Origin of the sequence: Sporosarcina quadrami, from assembly GCF_014836615.1 — a bacterium.
In the GTDB taxonomy this organism is placed as follows: domain Bacteria; phylum Bacillota; class Bacilli; order Bacillales_A; family Planococcaceae; genus Sporosarcina; species Sporosarcina quadrami.
In genome coordinates this window covers 162,959-188,953 of the sequence record NZ_JACSQN010000007.1, presented here as the reverse complement: position 1 = coordinate 188,953, position 25,995 = coordinate 162,959, and the positions used below count along the sequence as shown (strand labels likewise).

Annotated in this window: 25 protein-coding genes; 22 read left to right on the top strand and 3 right to left on the bottom strand. The window is 44.1% G+C overall.

The annotated features are described in order from the left end of the window. The first annotated feature begins 80 nt into the window (after positions 1 to 80). From H9649_RS09660 to H9649_RS09560, 21 genes are all read left to right on the top strand, one after another. Positions 81 to 296, top strand: a complete 216-nt coding sequence (locus H9649_RS09660) for a hypothetical protein (RefSeq protein WP_191694535.1) — start codon at positions 81 to 83, stop codon at positions 294 to 296. A 136-nt stretch (positions 297 to 432) separates the two neighbouring features. Continuing rightward, positions 433 to 1,350, top strand: a complete 918-nt coding sequence (locus H9649_RS09655; RefSeq protein ID WP_191694534.1) for a catalase family peroxidase — start codon at positions 433 to 435, stop codon at positions 1,348 to 1,350. A gap of 246 nt (positions 1,351 to 1,596) precedes the next feature. Beyond that, the gene (locus tag H9649_RS09650) at positions 1,597 to 2,199 is read left to right on the top strand and encodes an NEAT domain-containing protein (RefSeq protein WP_191694533.1); all 603 of its coding nucleotides are present in this window, start codon (positions 1,597 to 1,599) and stop codon (positions 2,197 to 2,199) included. Positions 2,200 to 2,214: 15 nt separating this feature from the next. Continuing rightward, a complete protein-coding gene (locus H9649_RS09645; protein WP_191694532.1) occupies positions 2,215 to 3,723 on the top strand; it encodes an NEAT domain-containing protein in 1,509 nt (502 codons plus the stop codon). A 75-nt stretch (positions 3,724 to 3,798) separates the two neighbouring features. Then, positions 3,799 to 4,779 carry an NEAT domain-containing protein gene (locus H9649_RS09640; protein ID WP_191694531.1) on the top strand — a complete coding sequence of 327 codons (981 nt, stop codon included), beginning with the start codon at positions 3,799 to 3,801 and terminating at the stop codon, positions 4,777 to 4,779. A 28-nt stretch (positions 4,780 to 4,807) separates the two neighbouring features. Next, positions 4,808 to 5,689 carry a heme ABC transporter substrate-binding protein IsdE gene (gene isdE / locus H9649_RS09635; RefSeq protein WP_191694530.1) on the top strand — a complete coding sequence of 294 codons (882 nt, stop codon included), beginning with the start codon at positions 4,808 to 4,810 and terminating at the stop codon, positions 5,687 to 5,689. Positions 5,690 to 5,712: 23 nt separating this feature from the next. Beyond that, positions 5,713 to 6,696 (top strand): FecCD family ABC transporter permease, encoded by a 984-nt coding sequence (locus H9649_RS09630; protein ID WP_191694580.1) that lies wholly within the window; start codon positions 5,713 to 5,715, stop codon positions 6,694 to 6,696. Beyond that, on the top strand, positions 6,686 to 7,456 hold the full coding sequence (locus tag H9649_RS09625; protein WP_191694529.1) for an ABC transporter ATP-binding protein: 771 nt from the start codon (positions 6,686 to 6,688) through the stop codon (positions 7,454 to 7,456). The genes H9649_RS09630 and H9649_RS09625 overlap by 11 nt, the downstream gene beginning before the upstream one ends. Positions 7,457 to 7,473: 17 nt before the next feature. Beyond that, positions 7,474 to 7,995 (top strand): hypothetical protein, encoded by a 522-nt coding sequence (locus tag H9649_RS09620; protein ID WP_191694528.1) that lies wholly within the window; start codon positions 7,474 to 7,476, stop codon positions 7,993 to 7,995. Positions 7,996 to 8,225: 230 nt separating this feature from the next. Then, the gene (locus H9649_RS09615) at positions 8,226 to 9,248 is read left to right on the top strand and encodes a LacI family DNA-binding transcriptional regulator (protein WP_191694527.1); all 1,023 of its coding nucleotides are present in this window, start codon (positions 8,226 to 8,228) and stop codon (positions 9,246 to 9,248) included. Between the two features lie 103 nt (positions 9,249 to 9,351). Then, positions 9,352 to 10,503: a Gfo/Idh/MocA family protein gene (locus H9649_RS09610; RefSeq protein ID WP_191694526.1), complete on the top strand. Its 1,152-nt coding sequence runs from the start codon at positions 9,352 to 9,354 to the stop codon at positions 10,501 to 10,503. Positions 10,504 to 10,593: 90 nt separating this feature from the next. Next, positions 10,594 to 11,523, top strand: coding sequence for an ABC transporter permease (locus tag H9649_RS09605; protein WP_191694579.1), 930 nt, complete (start codon positions 10,594 to 10,596; stop codon positions 11,521 to 11,523). 12 nt (positions 11,524 to 11,535) lie between these two features. After that, positions 11,536 to 12,414 (top strand): carbohydrate ABC transporter permease, encoded by an 879-nt coding sequence (locus H9649_RS09600; RefSeq protein ID WP_191694525.1) that lies wholly within the window; start codon positions 11,536 to 11,538, stop codon positions 12,412 to 12,414. 17 nt (positions 12,415 to 12,431) lie between these two features. Then, positions 12,432 to 14,045: a type 2 periplasmic-binding domain-containing protein gene (locus H9649_RS09595; protein ID WP_191694524.1), complete on the top strand. Its 1,614-nt coding sequence runs from the start codon at positions 12,432 to 12,434 to the stop codon at positions 14,043 to 14,045. Between the two features lie 96 nt (positions 14,046 to 14,141). Beyond that, complete coding sequence (locus H9649_RS09590; protein ID WP_191694523.1) at positions 14,142 to 14,792, top strand: YesL family protein; 651 nt, start codon at positions 14,142 to 14,144, stop codon at positions 14,790 to 14,792. A gap of 21 nt (positions 14,793 to 14,813) precedes the next feature. Then, positions 14,814 to 16,010 carry an N-acetylglucosamine-6-phosphate deacetylase gene (gene nagA / locus H9649_RS09585; protein WP_225229789.1) on the top strand — a complete coding sequence of 399 codons (1,197 nt, stop codon included), beginning with the start codon at positions 14,814 to 14,816 and terminating at the stop codon, positions 16,008 to 16,010. 99 nt (positions 16,011 to 16,109) lie between these two features. Then, complete coding sequence (locus tag H9649_RS09580) at positions 16,110 to 16,841, top strand: GntR family transcriptional regulator (protein ID WP_191694522.1); 732 nt, start codon at positions 16,110 to 16,112, stop codon at positions 16,839 to 16,841. A 79-nt stretch (positions 16,842 to 16,920) separates the two neighbouring features. Beyond that, entirely contained in the window at positions 16,921 to 17,763 is an 843-nt protein-coding gene (locus H9649_RS09575) for a class II fructose-bisphosphate aldolase (RefSeq protein ID WP_191694521.1), read from the top strand. Continuing rightward, on the top strand, positions 17,760 to 18,695 hold the full coding sequence (gene pfkB / locus H9649_RS09570) for a 1-phosphofructokinase (protein ID WP_191694520.1): 936 nt from the start codon (positions 17,760 to 17,762) through the stop codon (positions 18,693 to 18,695). Before H9649_RS09575 ends, pfkB begins: the two co-directional genes overlap by 4 nt. A 191-nt stretch (positions 18,696 to 18,886) precedes the next feature. After that, positions 18,887 to 19,900: an SIS domain-containing protein gene (locus tag H9649_RS09565; protein ID WP_225229788.1), complete on the top strand. Its 1,014-nt coding sequence runs from the start codon at positions 18,887 to 18,889 to the stop codon at positions 19,898 to 19,900. Positions 19,901 to 19,915: 15 nt separating this feature from the next. Beyond that, positions 19,916 to 20,800: an ROK family protein gene (locus H9649_RS09560; RefSeq protein ID WP_191694519.1), complete on the top strand. Its 885-nt coding sequence runs from the start codon at positions 19,916 to 19,918 to the stop codon at positions 20,798 to 20,800. Positions 20,801 to 20,845: 45 nt separating this feature from the next. On the opposite strand, the gene H9649_RS09555 is transcribed toward H9649_RS09560, so the two are convergent. Both H9649_RS09555 and H9649_RS18040 read right to left on the bottom strand, forming a co-directional pair. After that, complete coding sequence (locus tag H9649_RS09555) at positions 20,846 to 21,943, bottom strand: ABC transporter ATP-binding protein (RefSeq protein WP_191694518.1); 1,098 nt, start codon at positions 21,941 to 21,943, stop codon at positions 20,846 to 20,848. A 107-nt stretch (positions 21,944 to 22,050) separates the two neighbouring features. Then, complete coding sequence (locus tag H9649_RS18040; RefSeq protein ID WP_191694517.1) at positions 22,051 to 22,950, bottom strand: PucR family transcriptional regulator; 900 nt, start codon at positions 22,948 to 22,950, stop codon at positions 22,051 to 22,053. Between the two features lie 418 nt (positions 22,951 to 23,368). Between H9649_RS18040 and H9649_RS09545 the strand changes: the two genes are divergently transcribed. After that, positions 23,369 to 24,775, top strand: coding sequence for a purine-cytosine permease family protein (locus H9649_RS09545; RefSeq protein WP_225229787.1), 1,407 nt, complete (start codon positions 23,369 to 23,371; stop codon positions 24,773 to 24,775). A gap of 48 nt (positions 24,776 to 24,823) precedes the next feature. Here the strand turns inward: H9649_RS09545 and H9649_RS09540 are convergent, their stop codons facing one another. Continuing rightward, the gene (locus tag H9649_RS09540; RefSeq protein ID WP_191694516.1) at positions 24,824 to 25,981 is read right to left on the bottom strand and encodes a hypothetical protein; all 1,158 of its coding nucleotides are present in this window, start codon (positions 25,979 to 25,981) and stop codon (positions 24,824 to 24,826) included. Between the last annotated feature and the right edge of the window lie 14 nt (positions 25,982 to 25,995).

Below are 25,995 nucleotides of genomic sequence, written 5' to 3'. Positions count from 1 at the left end.
CACTTCTTTCGTGGAATTGCTTCCTTCCTTCTATAATCGCGACATTTCTGTGCATGCTAGGAAGTAGGAGGTGAAGATCCATGGGGAATAAAAACAGTAAACAAACGATGAATGAACGAACGCATAATCCATTTGATACGTACCAAAACAAAGACAAAGATGCGAGCAACAGCAACAATAATAATCCGTATGACAATCAAAACGAAGAATTTTCGACAGAGTTCGATGCGAAAGTGAAAAACAAGAATAATAAAACGAATCATGATAAAAGCCAGACGTCCAACCGGAAAAAATAATGCATGCCGTCAGCCGAGAAATCGGCTGGCAGTTTTTTAAATAGAAAAGATCTCTTCCTATATAAGAGTTTTAGAACTCGTGGCAATAGGGTATCTTCTTTATACATATAGAGTAAAAATAAAAGAGGTGAGTTTTATGACAATCGATAATGATCTCGACATTACACCTATTATGGCAGTCGACACGATTGAAAAGTTAGCGGGAAAGTTTCCTGGTTTCAGAAGGGCGCATGCAAAAGGAATCGCATTTGATGCAGTCTTTCAGCCAAACGGAGCGCTTTCCTCATATACGACTGCGGATCATCTGCAGGCGGAAGCAGTGCCAGCGATCGTCCGTTTTTCACACAGTTCTCCGAATCCAGAATTAAACGAAGCGCTCATGCCGATTAAAGGGATGTCCGTCAGGTTTCAATTACCTTTTGAAAAACACACAAATTTGACGATGGCGAATATACCTGTTTTCATTACGAAAACTCCGGAAGACTTTGTCAGGCTATTACAAATGATGTCTAAAGAATCTCAGCTTTCTTTAATGGAAAGGTTTGAAGTGTTTAGGAAATCGCCTGAATTTGCAACAATTCCTGATTTGCTAAAGTCGTTGAAACCGGTATCGAGTTTCGCAGAAGAAACGTATTATGCATTGCATGCGTATTATTTAGTCGACAGCCACATGAATAAGCATGCGGTGAGATTTAGGTGGGTACCTGTTGAAGAGGCGTTAGAAAAAATGGATTCTTCATCAAAGAAAGATCTTGAATCGGAACTGGTACATAGATTGGAACAGGGAAGTGTTCAGTTCCGCCTTGTCGTTCAATTGGCGGAAGCAGGAGACGACGTTAACGACTCTAGTGTTAAATGGCCGAAAGAACGGGAGTTAGTAGATGCAGGCGTGCTAACGTTGCAACAGATACGAGAAGATTCAGCAGAAAAAAGTATTTTCGATCCAACCGTGATTGTAGATGGACTAGAATGTTCTGATGATCCTGTATTGCATTTCCGTTCGCCTGCTTACGCAGAATCAGCTAAACGCCGTCATGCGGAACGTGAAATTTAACAGAATAATCGACACCCTAAAAAGGCAGGAGAGAGGTTATCCCTCACCTGTCTTTTTAATGTTGGAAATGAATCAAAAGATGTGTTTTGCCACGCAACGCCCACACCTTTATGAACTTTTTGTGACTGCTACGTTTAAGGCTATTAAAATTTCAATCTATCAGTTATTATAGAAGAGGATTAAATGATAATCGTTCTCATTTGTTAGATTTATGGAAGGGTTATGCATGTGAGGAGGTAAGTTGACATGATTAGAAAGTGGTTTCCAGTTCTATTGTGCACCGTTTTTATCATAGGCTTGTCAAGTATTATTCAATTGCCTAAGGCTCTCGCTAAGCAATTGTCTGACGGAATTTACTCTGTCAATTACGAGTTATTGCAAGGGGATCGCGATTCGGTTTCGATCGGCAATGACTACTTTGAGAAGCCGGCATTGTTGAAAGTTGATGGTGATAAACGTTACATGCAATTTACTGTCAACCATAGCACATGGGTGAAGGAGCTACAATCTCGAAATGGCGATCAGTTCAAAGATGTTGACGTCGTCAGTGAAGATGAAGAAGCTGATACGCGTATCGTTCAGTTTACATTGGAAAACGATGCTGCAGAACCTTTCCCGATGAAAATGCATGTCCTCATCGAAGAGATGGAACCGGTATATGATCATGCGTATACGGTCCGTATCAATGTCGACTTGGATTCTGCCACTTCTGATGAAGCGGGATGGATCGAGTCTTCCACTACAGGTACTACAGGCAATACCCTATATATTGTGTTGGCGATGATTGCGGCTGTGCTCATTGGGGCAGCTGTCATTATGACGCGATCCAAGAAAAAGAATAGAACTTAAGAGGAGAAGAGACGAATGAAGAAAAATCTTATGGTGTTTTTAACAGCAATTCTATTAGTATTTACAGCGTTACCAGCATTACCTTCATCAGCTGCTGAGACGGAGGGGCAAAAAGAGCATGCTTATGAAATGCCTTTTAAAGTGTGGAAGCAAGATGTTGATGAAAAATCTACTGCAGGCGATTATTTGAAGAGTCCGTTGACAGTGAAAATTGAAGACGGTAAGGCGTTTGCTTATGTCACACTTCTTCAAAGCCAGTTCTGGCAGTCATTGAAAGTACAAGACGGTAAAGATTTCGTCGATACGACAGTCGTTAGCGAAGACAAAGATTCAAGAGTTGTAAAGTTTGAATTAAAGGATTACACGAAGCCTGTAAATGTTAAAGCACATATTATCGTTACTGGAATCCCAGGTATGCCACCATACGATCACGTGTATGACCTGCGATTCGTCATCGATAGCAGTAACGTTCCAACTGGAAAGCCTGAAACTGATAAGCCTGAAACAGAAAAACCGGAAACAGAGAAACCGGAAACACCTGAAGTTTCTGTAGAAGATGGCGAGTATACAATCGGTTATAAAGTATTGCATGAAGAGGAAGAGAAGGATTCTTCCATGATGAGATATATGGAAACACCTGCAATGGTCTCTGTGAAAGACGGTAAGAAAACAGTTTCATTGAAGTTGACGAATAACGAGCAGATTACTGAAGTACAAGTGAAGAAAGACGGCGAATTTGTTGATGCAACAGTCGTGAGTGTTGATGAAGCAGCAAACAGCCGCATTGTTTCATTCGAAGTTGCAGATCTTGCAACTACAGTTGATATGAGCTTTACCGTTTTTGTTGCTCAAGCAAACCACACAGGCCACTACAAAGCCCGTCTAGTTCTTGACCAAGACAGCATGAAGCCTGTAGTGACTGAAGAAGAACCAACTGAAGAGCCAGAAGAAGAAATCGAAGTTCCAGTAACTTTCAAGGATATTAATAACACATGGGCGAAGCCATATATCGAAGCACTTGCTTCAAAAGGATTCGTCAAAGGGAAGACTGCAGATACATTTGCACCGAACGATAAAATGACGAGAAGCCAATTTGCATTGGTCATCGCACGTGCATTGGATCTTCCGAAGCAAGATGCGGAAGGAACATTCTCTGACGTATCAAAAGAAATGACGAACATCGTCCAGGAAGTTGAAGCAGCACACCGTGCAGGCATCATCAACGGGGACAATGGTAAATTCAATCCGAACGCAGAAATTACGCGTCAGCAGATGGCGACAATGATTATCCGCGCAATCGAATATAAAGATGCAACAGTTCTTGAAAACGTAAAATCGGATATCGTATTCGCTGACGAAGCGCACATCAATGACTACGCGAAAGAATCTGTAGCATTGGCTGCAGGTCTAGGCATCATTGACGGCAATGAAGTCAAAGGCAAGAAAATGTTCGAACCGAAAATGGGCGCAACTCGCGCGCATGCGATGAAGATGGTTTACAACATGTTAGAAGCAATTAAATAATTACACACTCCATTGCCGGCGTCACTGATCCAAGTGACAGCCGGCGTTGTGTGTATATAACTGAAGGAGTCTACGATGAATACGAAAAAAAGTTTTTCGGTGATGATCGCATTCCTGCTCGCGTTTTCCATTATCGCAACGGTACCGATGCAAGCTTCTGCGGCGACGACTTTTGCGGATGGGGAGTACACGGTTCCGTTCACGGTGCTTAAAGATAAAGGCAATGAAGTATCAACGACTGCCGATTATATGGTAAGTCCCGCGAAAGTGCATATACAAAATGATAAAGCGACTGTGACTGTAACGTTGAACAACAGTTCCTGGTGGCAATATTTCAAAGTGAATGGCCGAGATGTACAGGTCATTAGTGAGAATACAGGTTCTGATAAACGTGTCGTTAAGTTCGATGTGGCGGATCTGAATCAACTCGTCAATGCTAAAATCCATATTATCGTAACGGGCATACCAGGCTTTAATTATGATAATGAATATGATATCCGCTTTAAATTCAATACAGCTTCCATTCCAGCACCAGAGAAGCCGGTCGTGACGCCTCCTGCGAAAGAGGAGAAACCACCTGCAAAACCGGTCACAAAGCCTGAAGTGAAGCCTGAAACGAAGCCACAAGCAAAACCTGAAACGAAGCCAGAGAGCAAGCCGCAGACAAAACCAGAGGCTAAACCGGAATCCAAGCCTTCCGATAAAAAGGAAGAAGTTTCGAAGACGGAAGATAAAGGTCTGGTAGTCGAGAAGGAAGAGAAAGCCGTTTCTGAAAAAGAGGAAGATGAGAAAGCCGATTCCGGAAAGACGGAAACGGACAGTACGGAAGCCGAGGATGACGCCACAGTTGAAGAAGATCCGGCTGACTCGGAGATTGAAGAAGAAGTGGAAGTGGATGAAGAACCGACAATCGAGGAATCGGCTGTGGGTGAAGTGGACAGCGACAAAGATGAAAGTTCAAACATGGGATTATTCATCACTCTAGCAGTTGTCCTAATCGCACTGATTGCTGGTCTTGCGGCGTTCTTCGCTTCAAAGAAACGCGCTCGCAAGTGAATGCAGGCGTAATGAGGAGTTGTCTGAAATGAAAAAAGCCCTAGGTCTGGCTGGTATAGCTTTATTGCTGATGCTGGCTGCCTGTTCCCAAGACGAAAGTGCCGCAACCGGAATCGGTGACATCCAAAAAGACGGTGATCGCATTGTCGCCACGACTGTTGCGCTGACTGAAATCATGGATGCACTGGATATCGATCTTGTCGGTGTCCCTTCAAGCTATAAAGATCTGCCTGACCGTTATACAGACGCGAAAGAAGTCGGCAACCCGATGAGTCCCGATATGGAAACACTGTTAGCGTTGAAGCCGACAGAAATCTATTCGGTGACGACATTGAAATATGACTTGCAAGAGATGTTTGATGACCGCGGCATCGATATGACGTATGCAGATCTCGAGAGTATCGACGCGATGCACGCAGAAATCATGCGCATCGGGGAAAAGTACGACAGAGTGGAGCAGGCCGAAGCGATCATTGCTGAGTTCGAGGAAAAGTCTGCTTCGATTGCGGAAGCGATTAAAGGCAAGAAGCAACCGAAAGTGCTCATTCTGATGGGGATTCCGGGCAGCTATCTCGTTGCAACGGAACATTCGTACATCGGAGATCTAGTGAAGCGCAGCGGCGGTGTGAATGTGATTACGGGCGAGGATGTCGAGTTTTTATCGTCCAATACAGAGTATTTGCAGCAGGCGGAACCAGATGTCATTTTGCGGGCCGCTCATGGCATGCCTGAACAAGTTGTAGCGATGTTCGATGAGGAGTTTCGTGGGAATGATATTTGGAAGCATTTCGATGCTGTGAAAAATGGTCGGGTGTATGATCTGGAGGAGCAGCTGTTTGGAACGACGGGCAACTTGGCGGCATCAGAAGCGCTGGTTGAGCTGCAGAAGATGCTCTATCCCGAGCAATGAAGGCGGGTAGCAAAATGTCTTGGATGAATAAGAAGTTTTTCAGTTTCATAATTGTCATTGCATTGCTCATTATCGTTTTTGTACAATCGGCGCTCACGGGAAGCATACAAGTGACGCAGTTTGAGCTGATCCGGGGATTGTTAACAGGAACGGATGATAATGTAGCAATCATTAAAGATTTGCGATTGCCGCGGATTTTGATTGCGGTTGTCGCAGGGGCAGCGTTGTCGGTTGCGGGAGTTCTGTTGCAGGCGGTCATGCGTAATCCACTCGCCGATCCTGGAATTATCGGGGTTTCAGCAGGCGCAAGTTTCATGTCGATTGTGCTTGTCGCGTTTTTCCCGACGTTATTCTTTTTTGTTCCATTATTTGCGTTTATCGGCGGAGCGATTGCGTTCCTGCTCGTCTATTCACTGTCGTGGAAATCAGGACTTGATCCGTTACGGATGATTCTGATCGGTATCGCGATCAATGCATTATTCACAGGGCTCAGTCAGGCAATCGGGTTCAGTGGCGGTGGATTGACGCAGTCGATGAGTCAAGTGACGACATCGAATTTGACGATGAAGAAGTGGGATGATGTCCATGTGATCGCTCTATATGGCAGCATCGGCATCGTCCTGTCATTTTTCGTGTTTAAATGGTGCAACTATTTAGCACTTGAAGATAAGACTGCTAAAAGCCTAGGCGTCAATGTTAATCTAGCGCGTTTCGTTATTGCATTGATTGCTGTGTTGTTGGCGTCAGTCGCTACAGCTATCGCGGGAATGTTTGCGTTTGTCGGTTTGCTCGTCCCACATATCGGCAGGACGCTTGTCGGCAATGACCATAAAGTGCTGATCCCGTTTTCCGCACTTGCAGGCGCACTTCTCATACTGCTTGCGGATACGCTTGGACGGGTGTTGATTGCACCGAACGAGATCCCAGCCTCAATTATCGTGGCGGTAATCGGAGGTCCATTCCTCATATTCATGTTGAGAAAGAGTGATCGCATTTATGGATATTAAAGATGTGACGTTTTCATATGACAAGAAGTCGACGATTCTGCACGGCATCGACAGTTCGATTGAAACGGGGAAGGTGACAACGATTATCGGGCCGAATGGCTGCGGAAAATCGACGTTACTTGGCGTTCTGTCCAATCACTATAATCCACAGAGCGGTGAAGTTGTGCTGGATGGGAAAGCATTGACCGATTTCAAACCGAAAGAATTGGCGAAACGGCTGGCTGTCGTCCATCAGCAAAACAATGCGCCGTCTGATATGACTGTCGAGAAATTGACGGCATATGGACGGATCCCTTACAAGAGTTTATTTTCCTCGTCGACGAAAGAAGATGAGGAAGCGGTCGAATGGGCACTTGCGAGCACAAATCTGCTGGATAAGCGGAAGAGTCCGATCGATCAGCTATCTGGCGGCCAGTTGCAGCGCGTATGGATTGCGATGGCATTGACGCAGCAGACACCGTATCTGTTTTTGGATGAACCGACGACGTATCTTGATATTTATTATCAATATGAATTGCTGGACCTCGTCCGTTCGTTGAATAAACAGCATGGCATCTCAATCGTCATGGTATTGCATGATATTAACCAAGCCATCCGTTATAGCGATACGATTATAGCGATGAAAGACGGCAAGATTGCAGCTAAAGGAGCACCGGATGACATCATTACAGCGGAATCGATTAAGGCGATTTATGGTGTGGATGTCATCGTGAAGCATGATGAGCAGGCCGGGATGTATATAGTGCCGGTGGGGATTTGATTGTCTGGACGTCAACCATGTATGAGACGGGTTGGCGTTTTTTTGTGTGGATTATGTCTTTTATGGGCGCACGATTGCACTTTACGGGCGAGCTCCCGACTTATACGGGCGCGCAATCGCACTTTATGGGCGGGTCCCGGACTCTTATGGGCGCGCGATTGCACTTTACGGGCGAGCTCCTGACTTATACGGGCGCGCGATTGCACTTTATGGGCGGGTCCCGGACTCTTATGGGCGCGCGATCGCATTTTACGGGCGAGTTTCCGACTTATACGGGCGCACTCCCACCTTTTACGGGCGCGCAATCACTAAGTGGACAATATGTTGAGCGGTTATCAGCCGATGTTGAGCGGTTATCGGTCGTTGTTGAGCGTTTGTTGACCGATGTTGAGCGGTTGTTGACCGATGTTGAGCGGTTGTCGGTCGATGTTGAGCGGTTGTTGACCGATGTTGAGCGGTTATCGGTCGATGTTGAGCGGTTGTCGATCGCTTGTCGCCACATATTAATCGGCAGCCGCTGCCTATTGCGCACGCCCTAATCCCTTCAACCTATTTTTCAAAAAGATGTTGACAACAAGTTTAGTAGTCTTTATACTTCATATTATATTAATGTTCTGATTTTCAGAGAACATTTTTTATTACCGTTAACTTGTACCTACAACCTAACAACGTGATGTCGGTAAAAAGCCTCTTTCACTTTCTCATCTTGTCTTCGTCGTATAAATCCAATAAGATGAATTGAAAACGATTACAAGAAAAGAGTGATGAAATGGTGAGGTTGAAAGATATTGCGGAGCATGTTGGTGTGTCAGTAACGACTGTCTCGCGTGTCATCAAGAATGATCCGACGCGAAACGTCGATGCGGATATTAAGAAGAGAGTGTGGTCGGCCGTGAAGGAACTCGGTTATACACCGAACGAACATGCGAGACGGCTTGTGAATTCAGCCAGCAGTACAATTAAACGGACCCATCGGATTGCTTGGTTGGCGAGTCCGAGGCTTGCGGACGAAAATCCATACTTCTCTAAAATCTTCATGGGAATTAGCGAAACGTTTGCGAAAGCGGGGTATACGCTTGAACTGATCAGCATGTCGGATTTGCAGGATGAAGCCGTTTTTCATCGGTTGATCAGAGAAAAAGAAGTGGAAGGCATTCTGCTCATTGACCGAGTGGAAGAAGGGCTGCTACAAGAAATGAAGAAACTTGTCCCTGTCGTCGGAGTCGATTTCAATTACAGCGATCATTCCATTTCAACGGTCGATTATGACCGTGAAGGTGCTGCTTACAAGGCGATTGAGCATTTGGCAAGCAGAGGACATAGTAAAATTGGTTTCATTGGTGGAGAAATTGACGGTGAGATGAGGTTCGAAAAGCGGTTTCGCGGTTACAAAATGGCGATGGCCGAATTTGGTTTTGACCTGCATGAACCATTCGTCATCGATTCTGGATGGTGTATGAATAAGGCGTATGTTAAAACAAAAGAGTTATTGGCCAAACCTGAAAACGAACGTCCGACTGCGATTCTTTGCGCAGGTGATTTATTGGCGATAGCTGCCATGAGATCTGCACGTGAGAACGGTTTGGACATCCCCCGCGACATTGCGTTCGTTGGAATCGACAACAATGAAATGGCTCAATATGTCGTACCACAACTAACGACAATCTCAATACCTCAATATGAAATGGGCGTTGTAGCAGCAAAAACATTACTGAACCAAATTGCAGATGAACAGACGATGGATTTGAAAACATTGCTCCCTTCAACGTTGTTAATTCGCGAATCAACATGAAAGTCCGTGATTTATTCACGTGAACCATTAGGGAAAACGTTTTCCCGAATAACGGAAAACTATCCAACAATCATTTATACATACTAAAAAAAGAGGTGCAGACATGAAAAAAGTGAGAATCGGCGTTATCGGAGCAGGTCTAAGAGGCGGTTTGTCTCTTTATTGGCATAAGCCTGAAGGTGAATCTGAAATCGTAGCACTCGCAGATATTTCAGAAGAACGTCAGCAGAAGTATCAGGAAAAGATCGGAACACCGATCTTCCTGACGAAGGATTACAAAGATCTGCTTGTACGTGATGACATCGACGCGATTGCTGTCCTGTCACCGGATTACTTGCATGAAGAGCATGTGATCGCTGCACTCGAAGCCGGCAAGCATGTGTATTCCGAGAAACCGCTCGCCATCACAGTCGAAGGATGCGACCGGATAATCGACGCATGGGAGAAATCGGGCAAGCATCTGATGGTGGGGTTCAATATGCGTTATATGAGCATGTACCAGACGATGAAAGGGCTGATCGATTCCGGCGCAATCGGAGATTTGAAAGCGGTTTGGGTCCGTCACTTCGTCGGATTCGGCGGGTATTTCTATTATCATGACTGGCATGCGCTGCGTAAGAATACGACATCACTTCTGCTGCAGAAAGGATCGCATGATCTCGATGTCATCCATTGGATTACAGGTCGTTATACAACGAAAGTTTCTGCTTTCGGCGGACTGGATTACTTCGGAGGGGATATGCCGAACGATCTTACTTGTCCCGAGTGTTCGCTTAAAAACGAGTGTCCGGAATACGTTCCGCACACGTTCACGGAATGCGCTTTCCGCAAAGAAGTCGATGTCGAGGACAATAATATGCTCATTATGGAGCTTGAAGGCGGCGTGAAGGCATCGTATTTACAATGTCATTTCACACCAGATTACGAGCGGAACTATACATTCATCGGCACAAAAGGACGCATCGAAAATGATGATGTCAACGATAAAGTGTATTTGAAAACACGCAAGACAGGCACGTGGAATGAATACAGCGATGTCACATACGACATGAAACCGGAAGATGGAACGCATGGTGGTTCAGATCCGAAAATCGCACAAGACTTCATTGAACTTATCCTCCGCGGCAAACAACCGCTGACAACACCTTTTGCCGGCAGAATGAGTGTTGCAGTCGGATGTGCAGCGACTGAATCGATCAGATCAGGAGGAGTTCCAATAACAATTTCTCAACAATCCAGTTTCATTAAAAACTGACAGCTTCAGAGCGAAAGGGGTGGTTGTATGGCGAATGTCAGTGAAGCGAATGAGAAGTATGAAGTGAGTGGGAAAAGTGAAAAACGTCAAATGCAAAAGGAAGTGAAGCGAAAAGCACGGTCGAGATGGCGGAAAGCGGTCATGAAAAATTGGCAACTGTATGTATTGCTTTCACCAGTAATACTATACTTTCTCGTCTTTCATTATTTTCCACTGTACGGTTTGCAAATCGCGTTCAAGGACTTCATCGCTTCAAAAGGAATTCTTGGGAGTCCGTGGGTAGGTTTCAAGCATTTCGAGCGGTTTTTTGACAGTTACTACTTCTGGCGGCTCATTAAAAACACGATTGGAATCGGCGTGTTCACACTCGTTGTTTCATTCCCGGTTCCAATTATATTAGCCCTTCTATTAAATGAAGTGAAGAGTCTCAAATATAAAAAATTCGTTCAGACAGTGATTTATGCACCGCACTTCCTATCAACGGTCGTCGTTGTCGGTATGCTTCTCCTCTTTTTAAAGACGGACGGCATGATTAACCAAATTATCAAGCTGTTTGGCGGCACACCGATAGATTTCATTTCAGAACCGAGTTGGTTTAAAAGTTTGTATGTGTTCTCAGATGTATGGCAGACGATGGGATGGAGCTCGATCATTTACATAGCGGCACTTGCGGCAGTAGACCCTGCCCAGCATGAAGCTGCGATGATTGACGGAGCTTCACGGCTGCAACGGATTTTCCACATTAACATTCCGGCAATCATGCCGACGATCGTCATTCTGTTCATTTTAAATGCAGGATCGGTTATGGCAGTCGGTTTTGAGAAAGTGTATCTGATGCAAAACGATTTGAATATGTCCACGTCTGATGTCATTTCGACATTCGTCTATCGGAGCGGGATTTTAGAAGCACAATATAGCTTCTCCGCAGCGGTTGGTCTGTTCAACTCACTTATTAACTTCATCATGCTCATCATGGTGAATCAGATTGCGAAGAAAGTGAATGAGACAAGTTTATGGTAAGGGGTGGCATGAATGAGGGAATCTAAAACGGATCGCACGTTCATCATATTCAACTACATCTTCCTGTCCATCGTCGCTTTGCTCGTCATTTATCCGCTAGTGTTCGTCGTAAGTGCGTCGCTTAGCAATCCGCAATACGTCATTTCTGGCGAGATGTGGCTATGGCCAAAGGAATTCACGTTAGATGCATATGAGAAAGTGTTCAAGAACAAAGACATTATTAATGGGTTTGTTAACACCGTCAAGTATACCGTTGTCGGTACAGCGTTAAACGTCGTTATGACGATACTTGCTGCCTATCCACTGTCTCGACGAGATTTAAAAGGACGCGGCGTAATTATGGCATTCATCGTCTTCACGATCTTCTTCAGTGGCGGTCTGATCCCGACGTACTTGCTTATTAAAGATTTAGGCATGCTCAATTCATTTTGGGTCATGATCATTCCGAATGCAGTAGCTGTATGGAATATCATCATCATGCGGACGTTTTTCCAAGCCATTCCACATGAGCTTGAAGAGTCTGCCATGATTGACGGCTGCGGAAATTTCAGGATTCTTTGGAGCATTGTGCTTCCACTATCATTCCCGGTTATTGCAGTTATGGTACTATTCTACTCTGTTGGCCACTGGAATTCCTATTTCCAAGCGTTGATTTATTTACAAGATCAGGACAAGTTCCCGTTGCAATTAATTCTAAGGCAAATCCTCATCCAAGGTCAGATGGATGACATGATCCAAACGACATCTGAGAGCTTTTTGGCACAGCAATTGAGTGTGGAAGGATTGAAATATGCGGTACTGATCGTCGCCAACCTTCCGATGCTAATGCTTTACCCGTTCTTACAAAGGTATTTTGTGAAAGGTGTCATGATTGGTTCACTAAAAGGATGATAAAGGGGAGAAATTTCATGAGAAAAAGACGGTATATGGGGATGGCAGCAAGTATGTTGCTTGCAGCTAGTATTTTAGGGGCATGTTCGGATAAAGGCGGAGCGATTGAAAAAGGGGCAAATGCAGGGAATGTAAATGAAACTGGTATGCCGATCGTTAAGGAAACGATTAAAGTGGACGGCTTTGCAGCGAAGTTTTTCGCTTCCCAAAATTGGGACGACCTCATGCTATGGAATGAATATGAAGACATGACAAATATTGAAATGGATTGGACGACTGTCCAGACAGAAGCGCTTGCTGAAAAAAGGAACTTGCTGCTGACAGGCGGAGACTATCCGGAAGTGTTTTTCGCATCGGCATTCTCTAAAACGGATCTTATCAAATACGGGGAACAGGGAATTTTCCTTCCCTTGAACGATTATATCGATAAATATGCACCGAACTTCAAAAAACTACTCGATGAATATCCTTCCGTCAAGCAAGGAGTGACGATGGCGGATGGCAATATTTATGGATTCCCGACAATCTATGACCCACAGTTCGAAGCATTACGAGCCGGAGCACCATGGATGAAGAAAGAGTGGCTTGATAATCTTGGATTGAAAGAACCTGAAACGACTGAGGACTTCTATAAAGTGCTGAAAGCGTTCAAGGAAAATGATCCGAACGGCAACGGCCAGCCTGACGAGATGGGTTGGGGAGGCGGGTATGGAATCGATACGTTCATCAACTTCCTGCGTGGAAGCTTCGGTCTCAATAAACAAGGTTCCATGAATATTAATCTCGACTTCAAAGAAGGGACTGAAGAGTTCCGATTCGTTCCAACAACAGATGAATACAAAGAATTGCTCATGTATATGAACAGGTTATACAGTGAAGGTCTAATTAACAAAGACGTCTTTACGACAACACCTCAGGAGTTCACCGCGGAATCGTCAAAAGGGCAATATGGCTTCCTGAATTCCATCGATCCCGAAGAATTGATGAAGTTGGACGGCTATGTCGGCATGCCGGTACTTGAAGGTCCTAATGGAGAGCGTGCATATAACGCCGTATCCAACGGACTTGGAAACTTGGGTATGTTCGTACTGACAGACAAGGCAGAAAACCCGGAAGCGATGGTCCGCTGGATGGATTATTTCTATGGGGATGAAGGAACGAAAATGTTCTTCATGGGCTTCGAAGGTGTGACGTATGAAGAAAATGAAAAAGGTGAATTCAAGTATTTGGATGTAATTACAGACAATCCGGACGGGTTGAATATGGACCAGGCGATTAGTGAATACCTCACATGGCCGGGCGGTTACTATCCGGGAATCGTCAAACAGAAATTCTTCCAAGGTGCGGAGTCAAAAGATAATTCACGCCTGAATGCTGAAAAGGTTAAACCTTTCCGAATTAAAGATGATGACATTTTGCCAGGATTGAACTACACAGTAGAAGAGAATGATCAGGTAGGTGCCATCATGACAGACATCCAGACGTACATTAAGGAAAGCACTGCGGCATTTATTACAGGCAAGATGGACTTCAGTAAGTGGGATGAGTATGTGAAAACAATCGACAAGATGGGCGTCGATAAATATATGGAAATTGCTCAAGGCGCTTATGATCGCATGAAAGACGAATAAGAAACAATCAGGCTTGTACAGCAAAGGGGATCCCCGTCATAAGGCGGCGGAAGTCCTCTAGTGTACGAGCTTTACCATTTACAGGAGGTGACGAAAATGCCTATTACAGGATGGAAAGCGAAACTGTATCAGTTTGTTGAATTTGTAACGATGCTTGCCGTACTTCAAATGATGTGGATTGGACTGACATTGCTTGGACTCGTCTTCATTGGAATCACACCTGCAACTGTTGGTTTGTTCATGACGATACGAAAGAGACTTCGTGGTGAAGACGATTTGAAAACACTCGCCAAATCGTATTGGATATCCTATAAAGATGAGTTTATCGCTTCCAATAAAATCGGACTTGTCTTAATCGGTATCGGGTATTTCCTCGTCATCAATTTTCGGATTGTAACAACGATGGGTGGCTTATCCGGTTTGTTCCTGCTGACCGTAATGATTATGATCATGGTCCTGTATGGATTAATCGTCATGAACATTTTCCAAGTGTATGCGCATTATAATTTGCCGTTTACACGCTATTTTTCAACATCCGTCCTTTTGACGTTATCGTTTCCGTTACAAGGGGCGGGATCTATTATCGGTTTGTTCGTGTTGTACAGGGTTTTTCTCATTATCCCTGGACTCCTTCCGTTTTTCGGCATAAGTGTAACAATCCTATTCTTAAGCTGGATGTCTTCAAAGATATTTCAGATGAAAGGCGAGTTGGATGGTACACTAGAAGTAGAGAATGGCAGTGTATAAATTGCAAAGGAAGGAATTTATATGATGGATAAAATCTGTTTAGTGAACACAACTGTCGTATTGGAAACCGAAGTACTTCAGCGTGCATTCATCCTTCTTCAAAATGGGGAAATCTCATCCATTGGCCAGATGGATGATTGCCCAGAGCTCAATGACGATTTGGAGTGGTTTGATTGTACCGAAAAGACAGTCATGCCTGGCATGATTGACATTCATGTCCACGGAGCTGGTGGTGCTGATTTCATGGATGCGACTCCGGAAGCTGTCGATACAATCGCGGAGACGCTTGCGAGAGAAGGAACGACTTCTTATCTTGCGACTACAATGACAAATCCGGCAATCCAAATAGAGGATGCACTCCGAAATATTGCAGCGGTTATCGGTCAAAACGACGAGAGAAGCAAACCTGAAATGCTCGGTATCCATTTAGAAGGACCTTTCATTAATGAAATTCAAAAAGGTGCGCAGCCTGCATCGAGCATACGTACACCTGACGTTCAGACATTCGACGCGTGGCAAAGATTATCAGGCAATACTATCCGAATTGTAACGTTAGCGCCAGAACTGGATGACAGTCATTTATTGTTGAAAAAGCTCCAACAGCAAGGCGTCATTGCATCGATGGGGCATACAGATGCTACGTATGATGAAGTGAATGCAGCAGTTGAAAATGGTGCTACCCACGCGACACATCTTTTCAACGGGATGCGCGGTCTGCATCATAGAGAACCAGGTGTCCTTGGCGGCGTATTAATGAATCCGCAAGTACATGTCGAAGTCATTCCGGACGGTTTTCATTTCCATCCGGACTTGTTGAAAATGGTGTTGCAGATGAAAGGGATCGACCATCTTCTCGTTATTACGGATGGTATGCGTGCTAAAGGGATGCCTGACGGTAATTATGATCTCGGTGGCAATACGGTTACTGTAAGCGAAGGGAAATGTACACTTGAAGGGGGTACTTCATTAGCAGGTAGCATTGTTACGATGAATGAAGCGCGCCGAAACACCGCTGAATGGCTACAGTTATCGCTACCTGAGCAAGCGAAAGTCACATCCTTGAATCAAGCAAAGCGTTTACGGATTGACGACCGAAAAGGTAGTATTGAAGTTGGTAAAGACGCAGATATAATCGTTATCGATAAGCTAGGAGACGTCGCACTAACAATTTGTAAAGGGCGTATTGCATATATGAACGATATCGCGTTCAGTGATTAACCTATCGACTTCACATATGAAAAATCGTTAAATTATGTTAATTTAAGCGAAGTGATGATATATTGGGAGAGTAGAACTACTCAAAAAGGATGAAACACAATGAAACCTCTAGATCAAGGCAGCATCATTCCGCTCTATTATCAAGTGAAAGAACGTTTAGATGCGCGCATTAAAGCGGGTGACTGGAAACCTGGCGATAAAATTGACTCCGAAAACCAACTTATGACCGTTTTCAACGTGAGTCGCAATACAGCAAAAAAGGCGATAGAAGAAATGGTGCAAGAAGGGACGCTTTACCGGATCCAAGGGAAAGGGACATTCGTTGCGCACCCGAAATTCGAACAATCACTCGGCGGGTTTTACAGTTTCAGTCAAGTGTTAAAGGAAAAAGGATTCAAACCTAGTGATATTGTGCTGAAAGTGGAAGAAGTTGTACCATCAGCAGCGGTTCAAGCAGGCTTACAACTACAGACGGATGAAACAGTTATTATGATGAAACGGATTCGTTGCGCTGATGGTGAACCAATCATTTTGGAATCATCGTATATGCCAAAATCGATCGTAATGAATAAAGACGATTTACAACAAGTCGGAGGGACTTCTTTGTACGATTTGTTGGCCGCAAAATACGGTGTTACTGTCGTCCGTGCCAAAGAAGCATTCGAACCGGTTTTAATACGTGAACATGAAAGTATCCACTTGAAGACAGAAGTTGGTAAACCAGCTTTACTGCTTGAAAGAACAGCTTACGATACAAACGATACGCCCGTTGAATTTTGCATTTCCATCGTCAGAGGGGATCGATGCAGATTTTATACGGATTTAGTATAGGGCACATAAATTCGTTTATGTGTCCAAGCTTTTGCAACCACTTGTACCAACAACCCACTAATAGAAATGAGGTTTTCAAATGACATTAGTCACTACGAAACATTTAATGGAAGATGCTTATGCAAATGGATACGCAATTGGCGCATTCGGCGTGCACAACCTTGAAATTATGAAAGCAATCATAGCGGGAGCAGAAAAGGCGAATGCCCCTGTCATTTTGCAGACGACTTCCAGTACATACAAGTACATCGGCATGCCTTATATGGTTGCACTTGCAAAGGCTGCAGCTGCACAAGCGAAAGTTCCTGTTGCCTTGCATCTCGACCACGGGGAATCGCTCGAAAATGTGATGGAATGCTTGAGAAGCGGTTATACATCAGTTATGATCGATGGTTCATCATTGCCCTTTGAAGACAATATCGCTCTAGTAAAGCGAGTTGTTGAAGTCTCGAAAGCTGTAAACGTTCCTGTAGAAGCTGAACTAGGAACAATCGGTGGAGTAGAAGATGATCTGAAAGTCGATGAAGCAAGTGCTTTATTCACAAATCCAGAGATGGCCGGACGATTTGTACAGGAAACAGGTATCGATTCATTCGCCCCTGCCTTCGGTACAGCGCACGGTGCTTATAAAATAGAACCGGAATTACAATTCGACTTGCTCGATCAAATTCGCCAAGCGACGAATATTCCGCTCGTTATGCACGGTGCTTCAGGGGTACCGGATGCAAGTGTGAAGAAGGCAATTGGTTTAGGCGTAAGTAAAGTGAATTTCTCTACTGAATTAAAGGATTTGTTCGCAAATGAAATCCGTTCGTTTTTCATCGACAATCCAACTGAAAATGACCCACGTAAATATTTCCTTCCGGCACGCGCTGCATTAACGGAACTAGTTGAACAGAAAATCAGGATGCTGCAACGATGATCACTGCCATTACATTGAATGCGGCAATCGATCAAATCTATGAAGTGAATTCACTAGAAATCGGTGGGGTAAATCGCATTTCTACCGTAACGAAAGATGCAGGCGGAAAAGGAATGAATGTTGCCAAAGTGCTTCAAGCATCCGGCGCTACAGTCGACGTCGGCGGGTTTGCAGGCGGTGCTAACGGGGAAAAGATTTGCCAATTGCTTACTGCACGTGCATTGCCAAATGAAATGATCAGCATTGCTGATGAAAACCGAGTATGCCTCACTATTCTCGACGGCTCGGACGGTCGGGGAACTGAACTACTTGAAAGCGGTCCAGTCATCTCGCGTGACGAATGGTCAGACATGTTGAAATGGCTCGACAAGAAATCCAAAACAACAAAATGGTTTGCATTATCCGGAAGCCTTCCTGAAGGGGTTCCATCTGATGCCTACAAGCAAATGATCAACATCATCCATTTAAACGGAGCAAAAGCTGTTCTAGATAGTAGCGGACATGCATTGAAACTCGGCATCGAAGCGAAACCATTCGCCATCAAGCCGAATGAAGAAGAAATCGCAGCTATACTTGGGAAAAACGACTTGTCAGAAACCGATTTAATTGAAGCAGGAAAACAGTTTGTCGCAACAGGAATCGAACATGTCTGCTTCTCACTAGGCGGAAACGGAGCCCTTATCATCAATGAATTAGGGGCATACAAAATCACAGCTCCTAAAATAGACGTCGTCAACACAGTAGGCAGTGGCGATTCATTCGTCGGAGGCCTCCTATACGGATTCGCTACAGGCGAAGACATCGAAGCAACCTATAAACGCGCAGTAGCAAGCGGCACATCCAACGCCATGCATAAAGCTATCGGTTACATTGAAATTAATGATGTAGAAGCTTTTATGGACGAGATTAGTATTGTTAGGGTTGAAGAATAGAGATAGCATTTTATAAAGTGGCATCTAGATGATTGGAGCGGAAGGCGGCGACTTCTGGGGATGTGCGTGTCAGGTGAGGCCCCGCAAGGTCGCGTAGCGAACGAGGAGGCTCACCGTACGCCCCCCCGAAAAGCGTCCGCCTGAAGCGCAAATTATCGTGTTAATAATACAATTGGAATAGGAGAATCACCATGCATACACATAACGAAATCATCAATCAGGCAGACCAGCTACAACGAACATACGACATACTAAAAAACATGGATTTCGACCAAAACAGCGTAGACCAAATCCTCTTCACCGGTTGCGGCACGTCATTTTACCTTGCATCATCAGCCGCAAAAATCTACCAATCCGTCACAGGGCAGTTCGCCGCAGCCGTACCGGCATCGGAGCTATTCCTACACACGTCCACACTCATCGTGCCGGATAAAAAGTACCTGATTGTCGGCATTTCAAGATCAGGCACAACATCTGAAATCATTCTTGCGCTCGATCATCTAAAAGGCAACGACAACTTGCGTACGCTCGCACTTACATGCAATTCCAATACACCGATGGCTGAAGCGGCCGATCAAGTCATTGCGCTTGACCATATTTCAGAGAAAAGTGTAGTTATGACACAGTCATTCACGAACATGTTATATGCATTGCAACTCTATGCGGCAAAACAGAATAATTCCGAACAGGACTTGGCACAACTCAAACAAGTGCCTGGAATTGTCAAATCTACTATAATGGATGAGAATGCGACAAAATCCCTCGCAGATGATTTGACGAAAACAAGATTCATATTCCTCGGTTCAGGTTCCTACAACGGCTTGGCAAAAGAAGCTACGTTGAAATTAAAAGAAATGACCCAAACAGAATGTGAAAGCTATTCAAGCCTTGAATTCCGTCACGGGCCAATCTCAATCGTCGATGAGTCAACGGCAGTCATCCTGCTTGCACAAAATGAAACGGCTGCATATGATCAGGAACTGGTAAAAGATATTCAGCGTCTTGGTGGACATATACTGGCAATGGGTCCTCTCGCTGAAGGTTTCCAAGCGGATGAACAAATTATACTGACAGACGAAATCGCTGACAGGAACCGTCATGCGGTGTATATGCCTGCATTACAGTTACTCGCGTATCACCGCGCGATCCGTCTTGGATTTGATCCGGATAAGCCGCGCAACTTGACGCAAGTTGTAAAATTGTAAACGGAGGTTTGAGCTATGAACTATATTCTGACAGCTGATATCGGCGGCACGAAACTTGCGACAGCTTTGTTTGATGAAGCAGGCGCACTAGTTGAGCGCCATGAAATTCGGAGTGAAAACGAAGATGGAGAAAAGCTTTATTTTTCACTTGTCGAGTCGTTTGAGAAACTTTGTAAACATCAGGAGATCTCGTTGAGCGAGATTGCTGGAGTGTCGCTCGGTATACCCGGTATCGTAGATGTGGATGCGGGGATTGCCATTTTCCAAAATAACTTGCCATGGCGCGATTTTCCCCTGAAAGAAAGATTGTCGGAACTGTTTACGAATGCTGAAATTATTGTCGATAATGATGTGTATATGGCGGCGTGGGGCGAGTTTGCGGCTCGAGGTTCCACGCATGAGTCGTTTGTCTATTTGACGCTCAGTACAGGGATTTCCTGTTGCACGATTAGTGAGGGGCGCTTTTTGCGCGGTGCCGGAATGGCTGGTGAAGTCGGTTTTGCATTAGTAGATGAAGACGGAGCGACATTGGAGAATACTGTTTCTGGCAATAGTATGGAACGCTTCGGGCGTATCGTTTTTGGTGATCCTCAACTGACGCTTAAAGAGATGATGGATTATTATTATAAAGAGGATCAACGGGCAGTCAGTATTGTGGATAAAGCGGTACATGCGATTGCGAACGAACTTCATCAAATTTTGCTGTTTGTCGATCCGTCTTGCATTGTCCTCGGTGGCGGCATCTTCAATAAACATCCTGCACTCGTCGAAGCTGTGCGCAAAAAGTTCAGTAAGCTTTTGGTACACGAACTGTTCAAGGGGAAAGAAAACCGGATCGAAGGTAGTATTCATAAAGGCGAGGCTGGTTTGCAAGGTGCGTTGGCCCGTTGTGTAAAATGAAGAAGAACCCCCTCATTCCTAGTCGAATGAGGGGGTTCTTGCGTGTTATCGAATACGCATTTCTGTTTCCTTATTGAAGAAATGTACGCGGTCCATGTCAACGGCAAGTGTCACTTGCTGCCCAGGCGTCATATCCGTATCTGCCCCTAAGCGGGCAACGAACGGGTGAGAACCAATTGACGAATAGACCATGAGTTCAGCACCAGTCAATTCTGCTACATCGACGAGTACATGCAAATGGGCAGTCGACAAGTTGCTAAGCATTTCCGGGTTATCATATATATGTTCAGGACGGATCCCAAGCGTTATCGGTTTGTTCAACTCACCTTGCTCTTTTAATAGCAGTAGTTTGTCATCTGGAACGCGGAGTGAAGTATCCCCGACTACAAAATGTCCATCGATTACTTCACCTTCGAAAAAGTTCATAGCAGGGGAGCCGATGAATCCGCCAACAAAAACGTTTTCCGGATTTTCGTATACTTCTTTTGGTGTGCCGATTTGTTGAATGAGGCCGTCTTTCATAACGACAAGACGTGTCGCCATTGTCATCGCTTCCGTTTGGTCGTGCGTTACGTATACTGTTGTCGTTTCTAGACGAGCATGCAGTTTTGTAATTTCAGCTCGCATCTGAACTCTCAGTTTCGCATCCAAGTTCGATAAAGGCTCATCCATTAGGAATAGCCCTGCATCTCTGACAATCGCTCGTCCGAGTGCAACACGCTGACGTTGTCCCCCAGACAACGCTTTTGGCTTTCTCGTTAAATAATCGTCCAAGCCGAGAATATTCGATGCGTTCTTTACACGCTTGTCGATTTCCGCTTTTGAAAACTTCCGCAGCTTTAACCCGAATGCCATATTATCATAAACGGACATATGGGGATAAAGTGCATAGTTTTGGAACACCATCGCAATGTCACGGTCTTTTGGTGACACGTCATTCATCACTTTTCCATTAATGCGAAGCTCGCCTTCTGTAATTTCCTCAAGCCCTGCAATCATACGCAACGTCGTTGATTTCCCGCAGCCTGAAGGTCCTACGAGTACGATGAATTCCTTATCTTCCACTTGTAAATTGAAATCAGACACGGCTACCGCGTCATCCCCATACTTTTTATAAATACCATCGAGAACTACTTCTCCCATTTACCTCACCCCTAATTTTGTATGTAACTTCATCATACTGAATGTACAGAAAATGATGTATGGACATAGTGCACAACGTTTAAGCCGAGTGCATAGTGCACATTGAATTATTGCTTTGAAGCGAGTAAACTCGCAAAGTAAGCGACGAGTGCCCCTTCAAAATTCCTGACAGATAAGCCGGTAATCTCTTGGAATTTTGTTAGCCTATAATTGAGCGTATTTCGATGAATGTGCAACTTCTCAGCAGTGACAGAGCCATTAAATCCATTTTCGAAAAAGTAACGAACCGTTTTCAATAATTCATCTTCCTCGAGTAGTGGTATGAGCACTTCGTTCTGAAGGATTGCCTGTAGATCAGCCGATAATGAATCTGTAAGTAAGGACGGGAAAATCTTTTCCATCGTAAAAATACGCTCACTTGGTAAACGGGAAATCGAATTTGAGAACAAGTCTTTTTCTGTTTGGAATTTAATAGGGAAGTCTGAATCGGCTTTATGGAACTTGCCGATATATAGTCTTGGTTTACTGAAAAAGTCGTTTTCCAAGACAGCTGCAAATGAGCTGAAATCATCTGCTGAGTATGTATAATGCGCTTTTTTTTCAATAAGAAATGCTGTATGGGGAGAAGGGTGCAACAGTATCATTTCATCTCCGAAGAAAGCTTGTACTGCTTCCTTCATGCTTGCACTATCCATGCCTTCTGTAGAGAAAGTCAATTGGATAATACGCATCTCTTCACTAGTAAGTAACATCGAAGGTCCAGTGCCGGCCAAGTAACGCATCCAATGCGTAGATTCAGAATTTTTAAGAGAGAAAGAATCATTTGTTACATAGTTGAAGAGGCTGCACAGCAATTTGTGATCTCGTGTTGAAACTTCGTGTTGGTCGATCACGATCCAGCCTTTTTGTGATAAATCTTCATAAATATATACGTCGTTAGGAAGTGAAAGTGGTTCCTCGATGACAAAGCGGAAAGATGGAAAGAGATCAGTTAAGTTAATGGTCACAGATTACTAGTCTCCTTTCTACGTAGAAATAAAATATAAGTTAATATTACCATAATGACCTATATTCAGCCTGATGAATGAGTCGCATTATAAGGTTTTCTTAGAGGGTATCAAGGGAATGATGTAGGAAATATTGCATTTATCTCGGGAATTCGAACTCTATTCGTGCAATGATCTTACTAAGTGTACTATCGTGGATTATTCTCAATTGTTTTGTCGTTATTTCCCGGGGAATGACTGGCTTTACTGCACGGAATTCGACAACTTAGCCGTTTGTGCGCTTTATGTATTTGTATCGATTGTTTGAATCGCTTGAAATTCCTTGATATGCTAAGAAAGTGACTAAATCGGGATATTCGATCTGCAAACTGTCTGTCCACGGAGTCACAAAAATCATGCGAAATTACACAGAAAGGGGTTGACGTTTATCCAGTCAACTGAAAACTTACAGCCAACTGAAGAAGTTTCATCAGACGATTATTCGTTAGATCGGGTTCCGCTCAATGAACGGAACAAAAGCTGGTTAAGCATCACCAATATCACATTTGGGATTGCGACAGCTATCTTTTATTTCCAAATGGGAAGTGTCATGGCACTGAAATTCGGTGCTATTAACGCAATGATTTCTTCCGCATATGCGATTATCGTCGCAGGGATGCTTGGGACAGTCATTGCTTACTTGTCTGCAAAATCCGGCATGAACGTCAATCTACTGTCACGCGGTGGGGGATTTGGCTATATAGGATCATCTCTGACGTCATTAATATATGCGTCCAATTTCATTATGTACTGTGCCTTTGAGGGACTCATCTTAGTTTCCGCTGTTCACCACTTCTTTCCTACACTTCCTAAATGGGTACTAATTATCGTATTCGGTTCCATCGTTATCCCTCTGAATTGGTTTGGCATAGAGCAATTGGACAAATTACAAAAATGGTCCATGCCGGTATTTATAGTGTTTTTAATTACAGCAGTTGTCGTCTCTTTCTACAAAATCCCGATTTACGAAGGATCCGTTTTCACGTATATGCCTGAAGGTGTTACGATTGGTGGAGAGGCCTTGTTGTTATGTATTGGAATGCACCACGGAATTATGGGTTTGACAGCATTGCTTGCTTCCGATTATGCCCGTTTTTTAAAACCGGCAGACATTAAACTGGGATCTGTCATGATCGGGTTCATTCCACAAGTTTTCTGTTTCGGAGTAATGGGGGGACTTGGCATCTGGTTCGGTGTCCGATTCCTTGAAGCGGATCCAGGTGTCTATATCGTCTTATTGTTAGGTATCGGTGGTGCATTATTCACGATGCTGACGCAATTAAGGATTAACGTCACGAATATTTATAGCAGTTCGTTATCGCTGTCCAATTTCTTTGAAAATATGTTTAAATTCGAACCGGGTCGACGTTTTTGGGTAGTTGTATCCGGCATTACAGCGATTGTTCTCATGCTGTTGAATATAACTGAACATGTTGATACATTGATGACATTTCAAGGTGTTTTCCTATTGGCTTGGGCAGCGGTCCTTGTAACGGATGCACTTGTCGTGAAAAAAATGTTGAAAATCGGCCCGAATTATTATGTTGCACGACAGAAATTCTTATATAAGTGGAATCCTGTCGGCACAGTGTCTTTAATTGTAGCAAGTCTGCTTGGCACTGTCGCAGCACTCGGCTACATGGGTGTGTTCCTCGAGTCGACTGCAGCATTTTTTGCAGCCATACTTGCAGCCGTATTAACTGTACTTATCGCAGTGATTACAAAAGGGAAGTATTATTTAGTTAGCGAACCTACTGATATACTCGAAGAAGACAAATTAGGATAAGACAGAAAGAAGTCAGCCAACATATCTATTGGCTGACTTCTTTTTAGTTCATTTAACAAGGAAATCATACGATGCGACGCGCTTTTTCTTACTGTTGACATAATTGAACATCTGACCCAGCCCATGTACGGGCAGTTCATCAATGAGCTCACCGGATAGAAGATCGTACGTGTCGATTGAATAGGCTTCGATTGATTTGTTATAACGGAAGAAATGGAGGTTCCCACCTTTGAAGTAGGTCTGTTCATTCAATTTCATACTCCCCTTACTTGCTCCTTCAAGAGCAATGACTGGTAGAATCTGTTCTGTCGTGAAATCAAATCCATGCACATCGCCTGCTCCATCCACATAATGGAATACACCGTTAGAGATGGTTGCTGCATTCCTCAAATTATAAGGAACGCGAACACGGTAATCATCAGCGTCTTTATATGTGAGAAAAGGGTATACATCAGTCTTTTTTGTCTCGCCATTTATTCTGTACAAGTCGCTTGTCAATTTTTGCGTGTCGCTAATTAACATATAATAATGACCATCTTCGATGAGAATTGGAGAGAGTCCTAAACGGTCGCCAATTTCGCCTAACGAGACGATTTCTTCGATGTGGATGTCTTTTTGAAGTGGAGTCTTGTATAAAGAGATCGTTTCTTCATCACCCGCAATGAACGTAATTTCGTCTTCAGACATGCCGGACATATGCATATAATATGGAATATGAGCCGTTTCAAATCCTGAACTGTCTCCGATTCTTATATTCGATGCATAGTCGTTTTTGTCTGTAAAACCCGAATTATAAACACTGAAGAATTTGCCGTCTTTGTAACCAGTAACTTCGCCGGTATGCTCTTCGATGTCAGCTTTGAATTGCTTTGTTTCGTTGTCATCAATAATATACACATTGTTTCTGTCTTCCATGAAAAACGAGTCGCCCTCCTGGTGGATTGTTCCGAGTTCCAAGCCATCCATCTCCCAAAGTTTTGTATTTCCTTTTTTGTCGATGAATGCAACGTAGCTTAGTCCGTCCCGATTCATATCTTGATCAGCAGTCGTGGAAAAGTAAAGGGATGCGATGGAATCTGACATAATTGCCGGCAATTCATCAGAAGAAACCGTGTCCGCTTTTTTACCGAACACGTAGAAAGAAGTCGCACCAATTACAAAGAATAGTGCCAATGCCGCTATAATGAAAATCCATTTTCTCTCCATTTCATTTCACACTC

Excerpts from the sequence above, each read along its gene's own strand:
- H9649_RS09660 (WP_191694535.1), top strand. The coding sequence starts at position 81 with ATGGGGAATAAAAACAGTAAACAAACGATGAATGAACGAACGCATAAT.
- H9649_RS09655 (WP_191694534.1), top strand. The coding sequence starts at position 433 with ATGACAATCGATAATGATCTCGACATTACACCTATTATGGCAGTCGAC.
- H9649_RS09650 (WP_191694533.1), top strand. The coding sequence starts at position 1,597 with ATGATTAGAAAGTGGTTTCCAGTTCTATTGTGCACCGTTTTTATCATA.
- H9649_RS09645 (WP_191694532.1), top strand. The coding sequence starts at position 2,215 with ATGAAGAAAAATCTTATGGTGTTTTTAACAGCAATTCTATTAGTATTT.
- H9649_RS09640 (WP_191694531.1), top strand. The coding sequence starts at position 3,799 with ATGAATACGAAAAAAAGTTTTTCGGTGATGATCGCATTCCTGCTCGCG.
- isdE (WP_191694530.1), top strand. The coding sequence starts at position 4,808 with ATGAAAAAAGCCCTAGGTCTGGCTGGTATAGCTTTATTGCTGATGCTG.
- H9649_RS09630 (WP_191694580.1), top strand. The coding sequence starts at position 5,713 with ATGAATAAGAAGTTTTTCAGTTTCATAATTGTCATTGCATTGCTCATT.
- H9649_RS09625 (WP_191694529.1), top strand. The coding sequence starts at position 6,686 with ATGGATATTAAAGATGTGACGTTTTCATATGACAAGAAGTCGACGATT.
- H9649_RS09620 (WP_191694528.1), top strand. The coding sequence starts at position 7,474 with ATGTATGAGACGGGTTGGCGTTTTTTTGTGTGGATTATGTCTTTTATG.
- H9649_RS09615 (WP_191694527.1), top strand. The coding sequence starts at position 8,226 with ATGGTGAGGTTGAAAGATATTGCGGAGCATGTTGGTGTGTCAGTAACG.
- H9649_RS09610 (WP_191694526.1), top strand. The coding sequence starts at position 9,352 with ATGAAAAAAGTGAGAATCGGCGTTATCGGAGCAGGTCTAAGAGGCGGT.
- H9649_RS09605 (WP_191694579.1), top strand. The coding sequence starts at position 10,594 with ATGCAAAAGGAAGTGAAGCGAAAAGCACGGTCGAGATGGCGGAAAGCG.
- H9649_RS09600 (WP_191694525.1), top strand. The coding sequence starts at position 11,536 with ATGAGGGAATCTAAAACGGATCGCACGTTCATCATATTCAACTACATC.
- H9649_RS09595 (WP_191694524.1), top strand. The coding sequence starts at position 12,432 with ATGAGAAAAAGACGGTATATGGGGATGGCAGCAAGTATGTTGCTTGCA.
- H9649_RS09590 (WP_191694523.1), top strand. The coding sequence starts at position 14,142 with ATGCCTATTACAGGATGGAAAGCGAAACTGTATCAGTTTGTTGAATTT.
- nagA (WP_225229789.1), top strand. The coding sequence starts at position 14,814 with ATGATGGATAAAATCTGTTTAGTGAACACAACTGTCGTATTGGAAACC.
- H9649_RS09580 (WP_191694522.1), top strand. The coding sequence starts at position 16,110 with ATGAAACCTCTAGATCAAGGCAGCATCATTCCGCTCTATTATCAAGTG.
- H9649_RS09575 (WP_191694521.1), top strand. The coding sequence starts at position 16,921 with ATGACATTAGTCACTACGAAACATTTAATGGAAGATGCTTATGCAAAT.
- pfkB (WP_191694520.1), top strand. The coding sequence starts at position 17,760 with ATGATCACTGCCATTACATTGAATGCGGCAATCGATCAAATCTATGAA.
- H9649_RS09565 (WP_225229788.1), top strand. The coding sequence starts at position 18,887 with ATGCATACACATAACGAAATCATCAATCAGGCAGACCAGCTACAACGA.
- H9649_RS09560 (WP_191694519.1), top strand. The coding sequence starts at position 19,916 with ATGAACTATATTCTGACAGCTGATATCGGCGGCACGAAACTTGCGACA.
- H9649_RS09555 (WP_191694518.1), bottom strand. The coding sequence starts at position 21,943 with ATGGGAGAAGTAGTTCTCGATGGTATTTATAAAAAGTATGGGGATGAC.
- H9649_RS09540 (WP_191694516.1), bottom strand. The coding sequence starts at position 25,981 with ATGGAGAGAAAATGGATTTTCATTATAGCGGCATTGGCACTATTCTTT.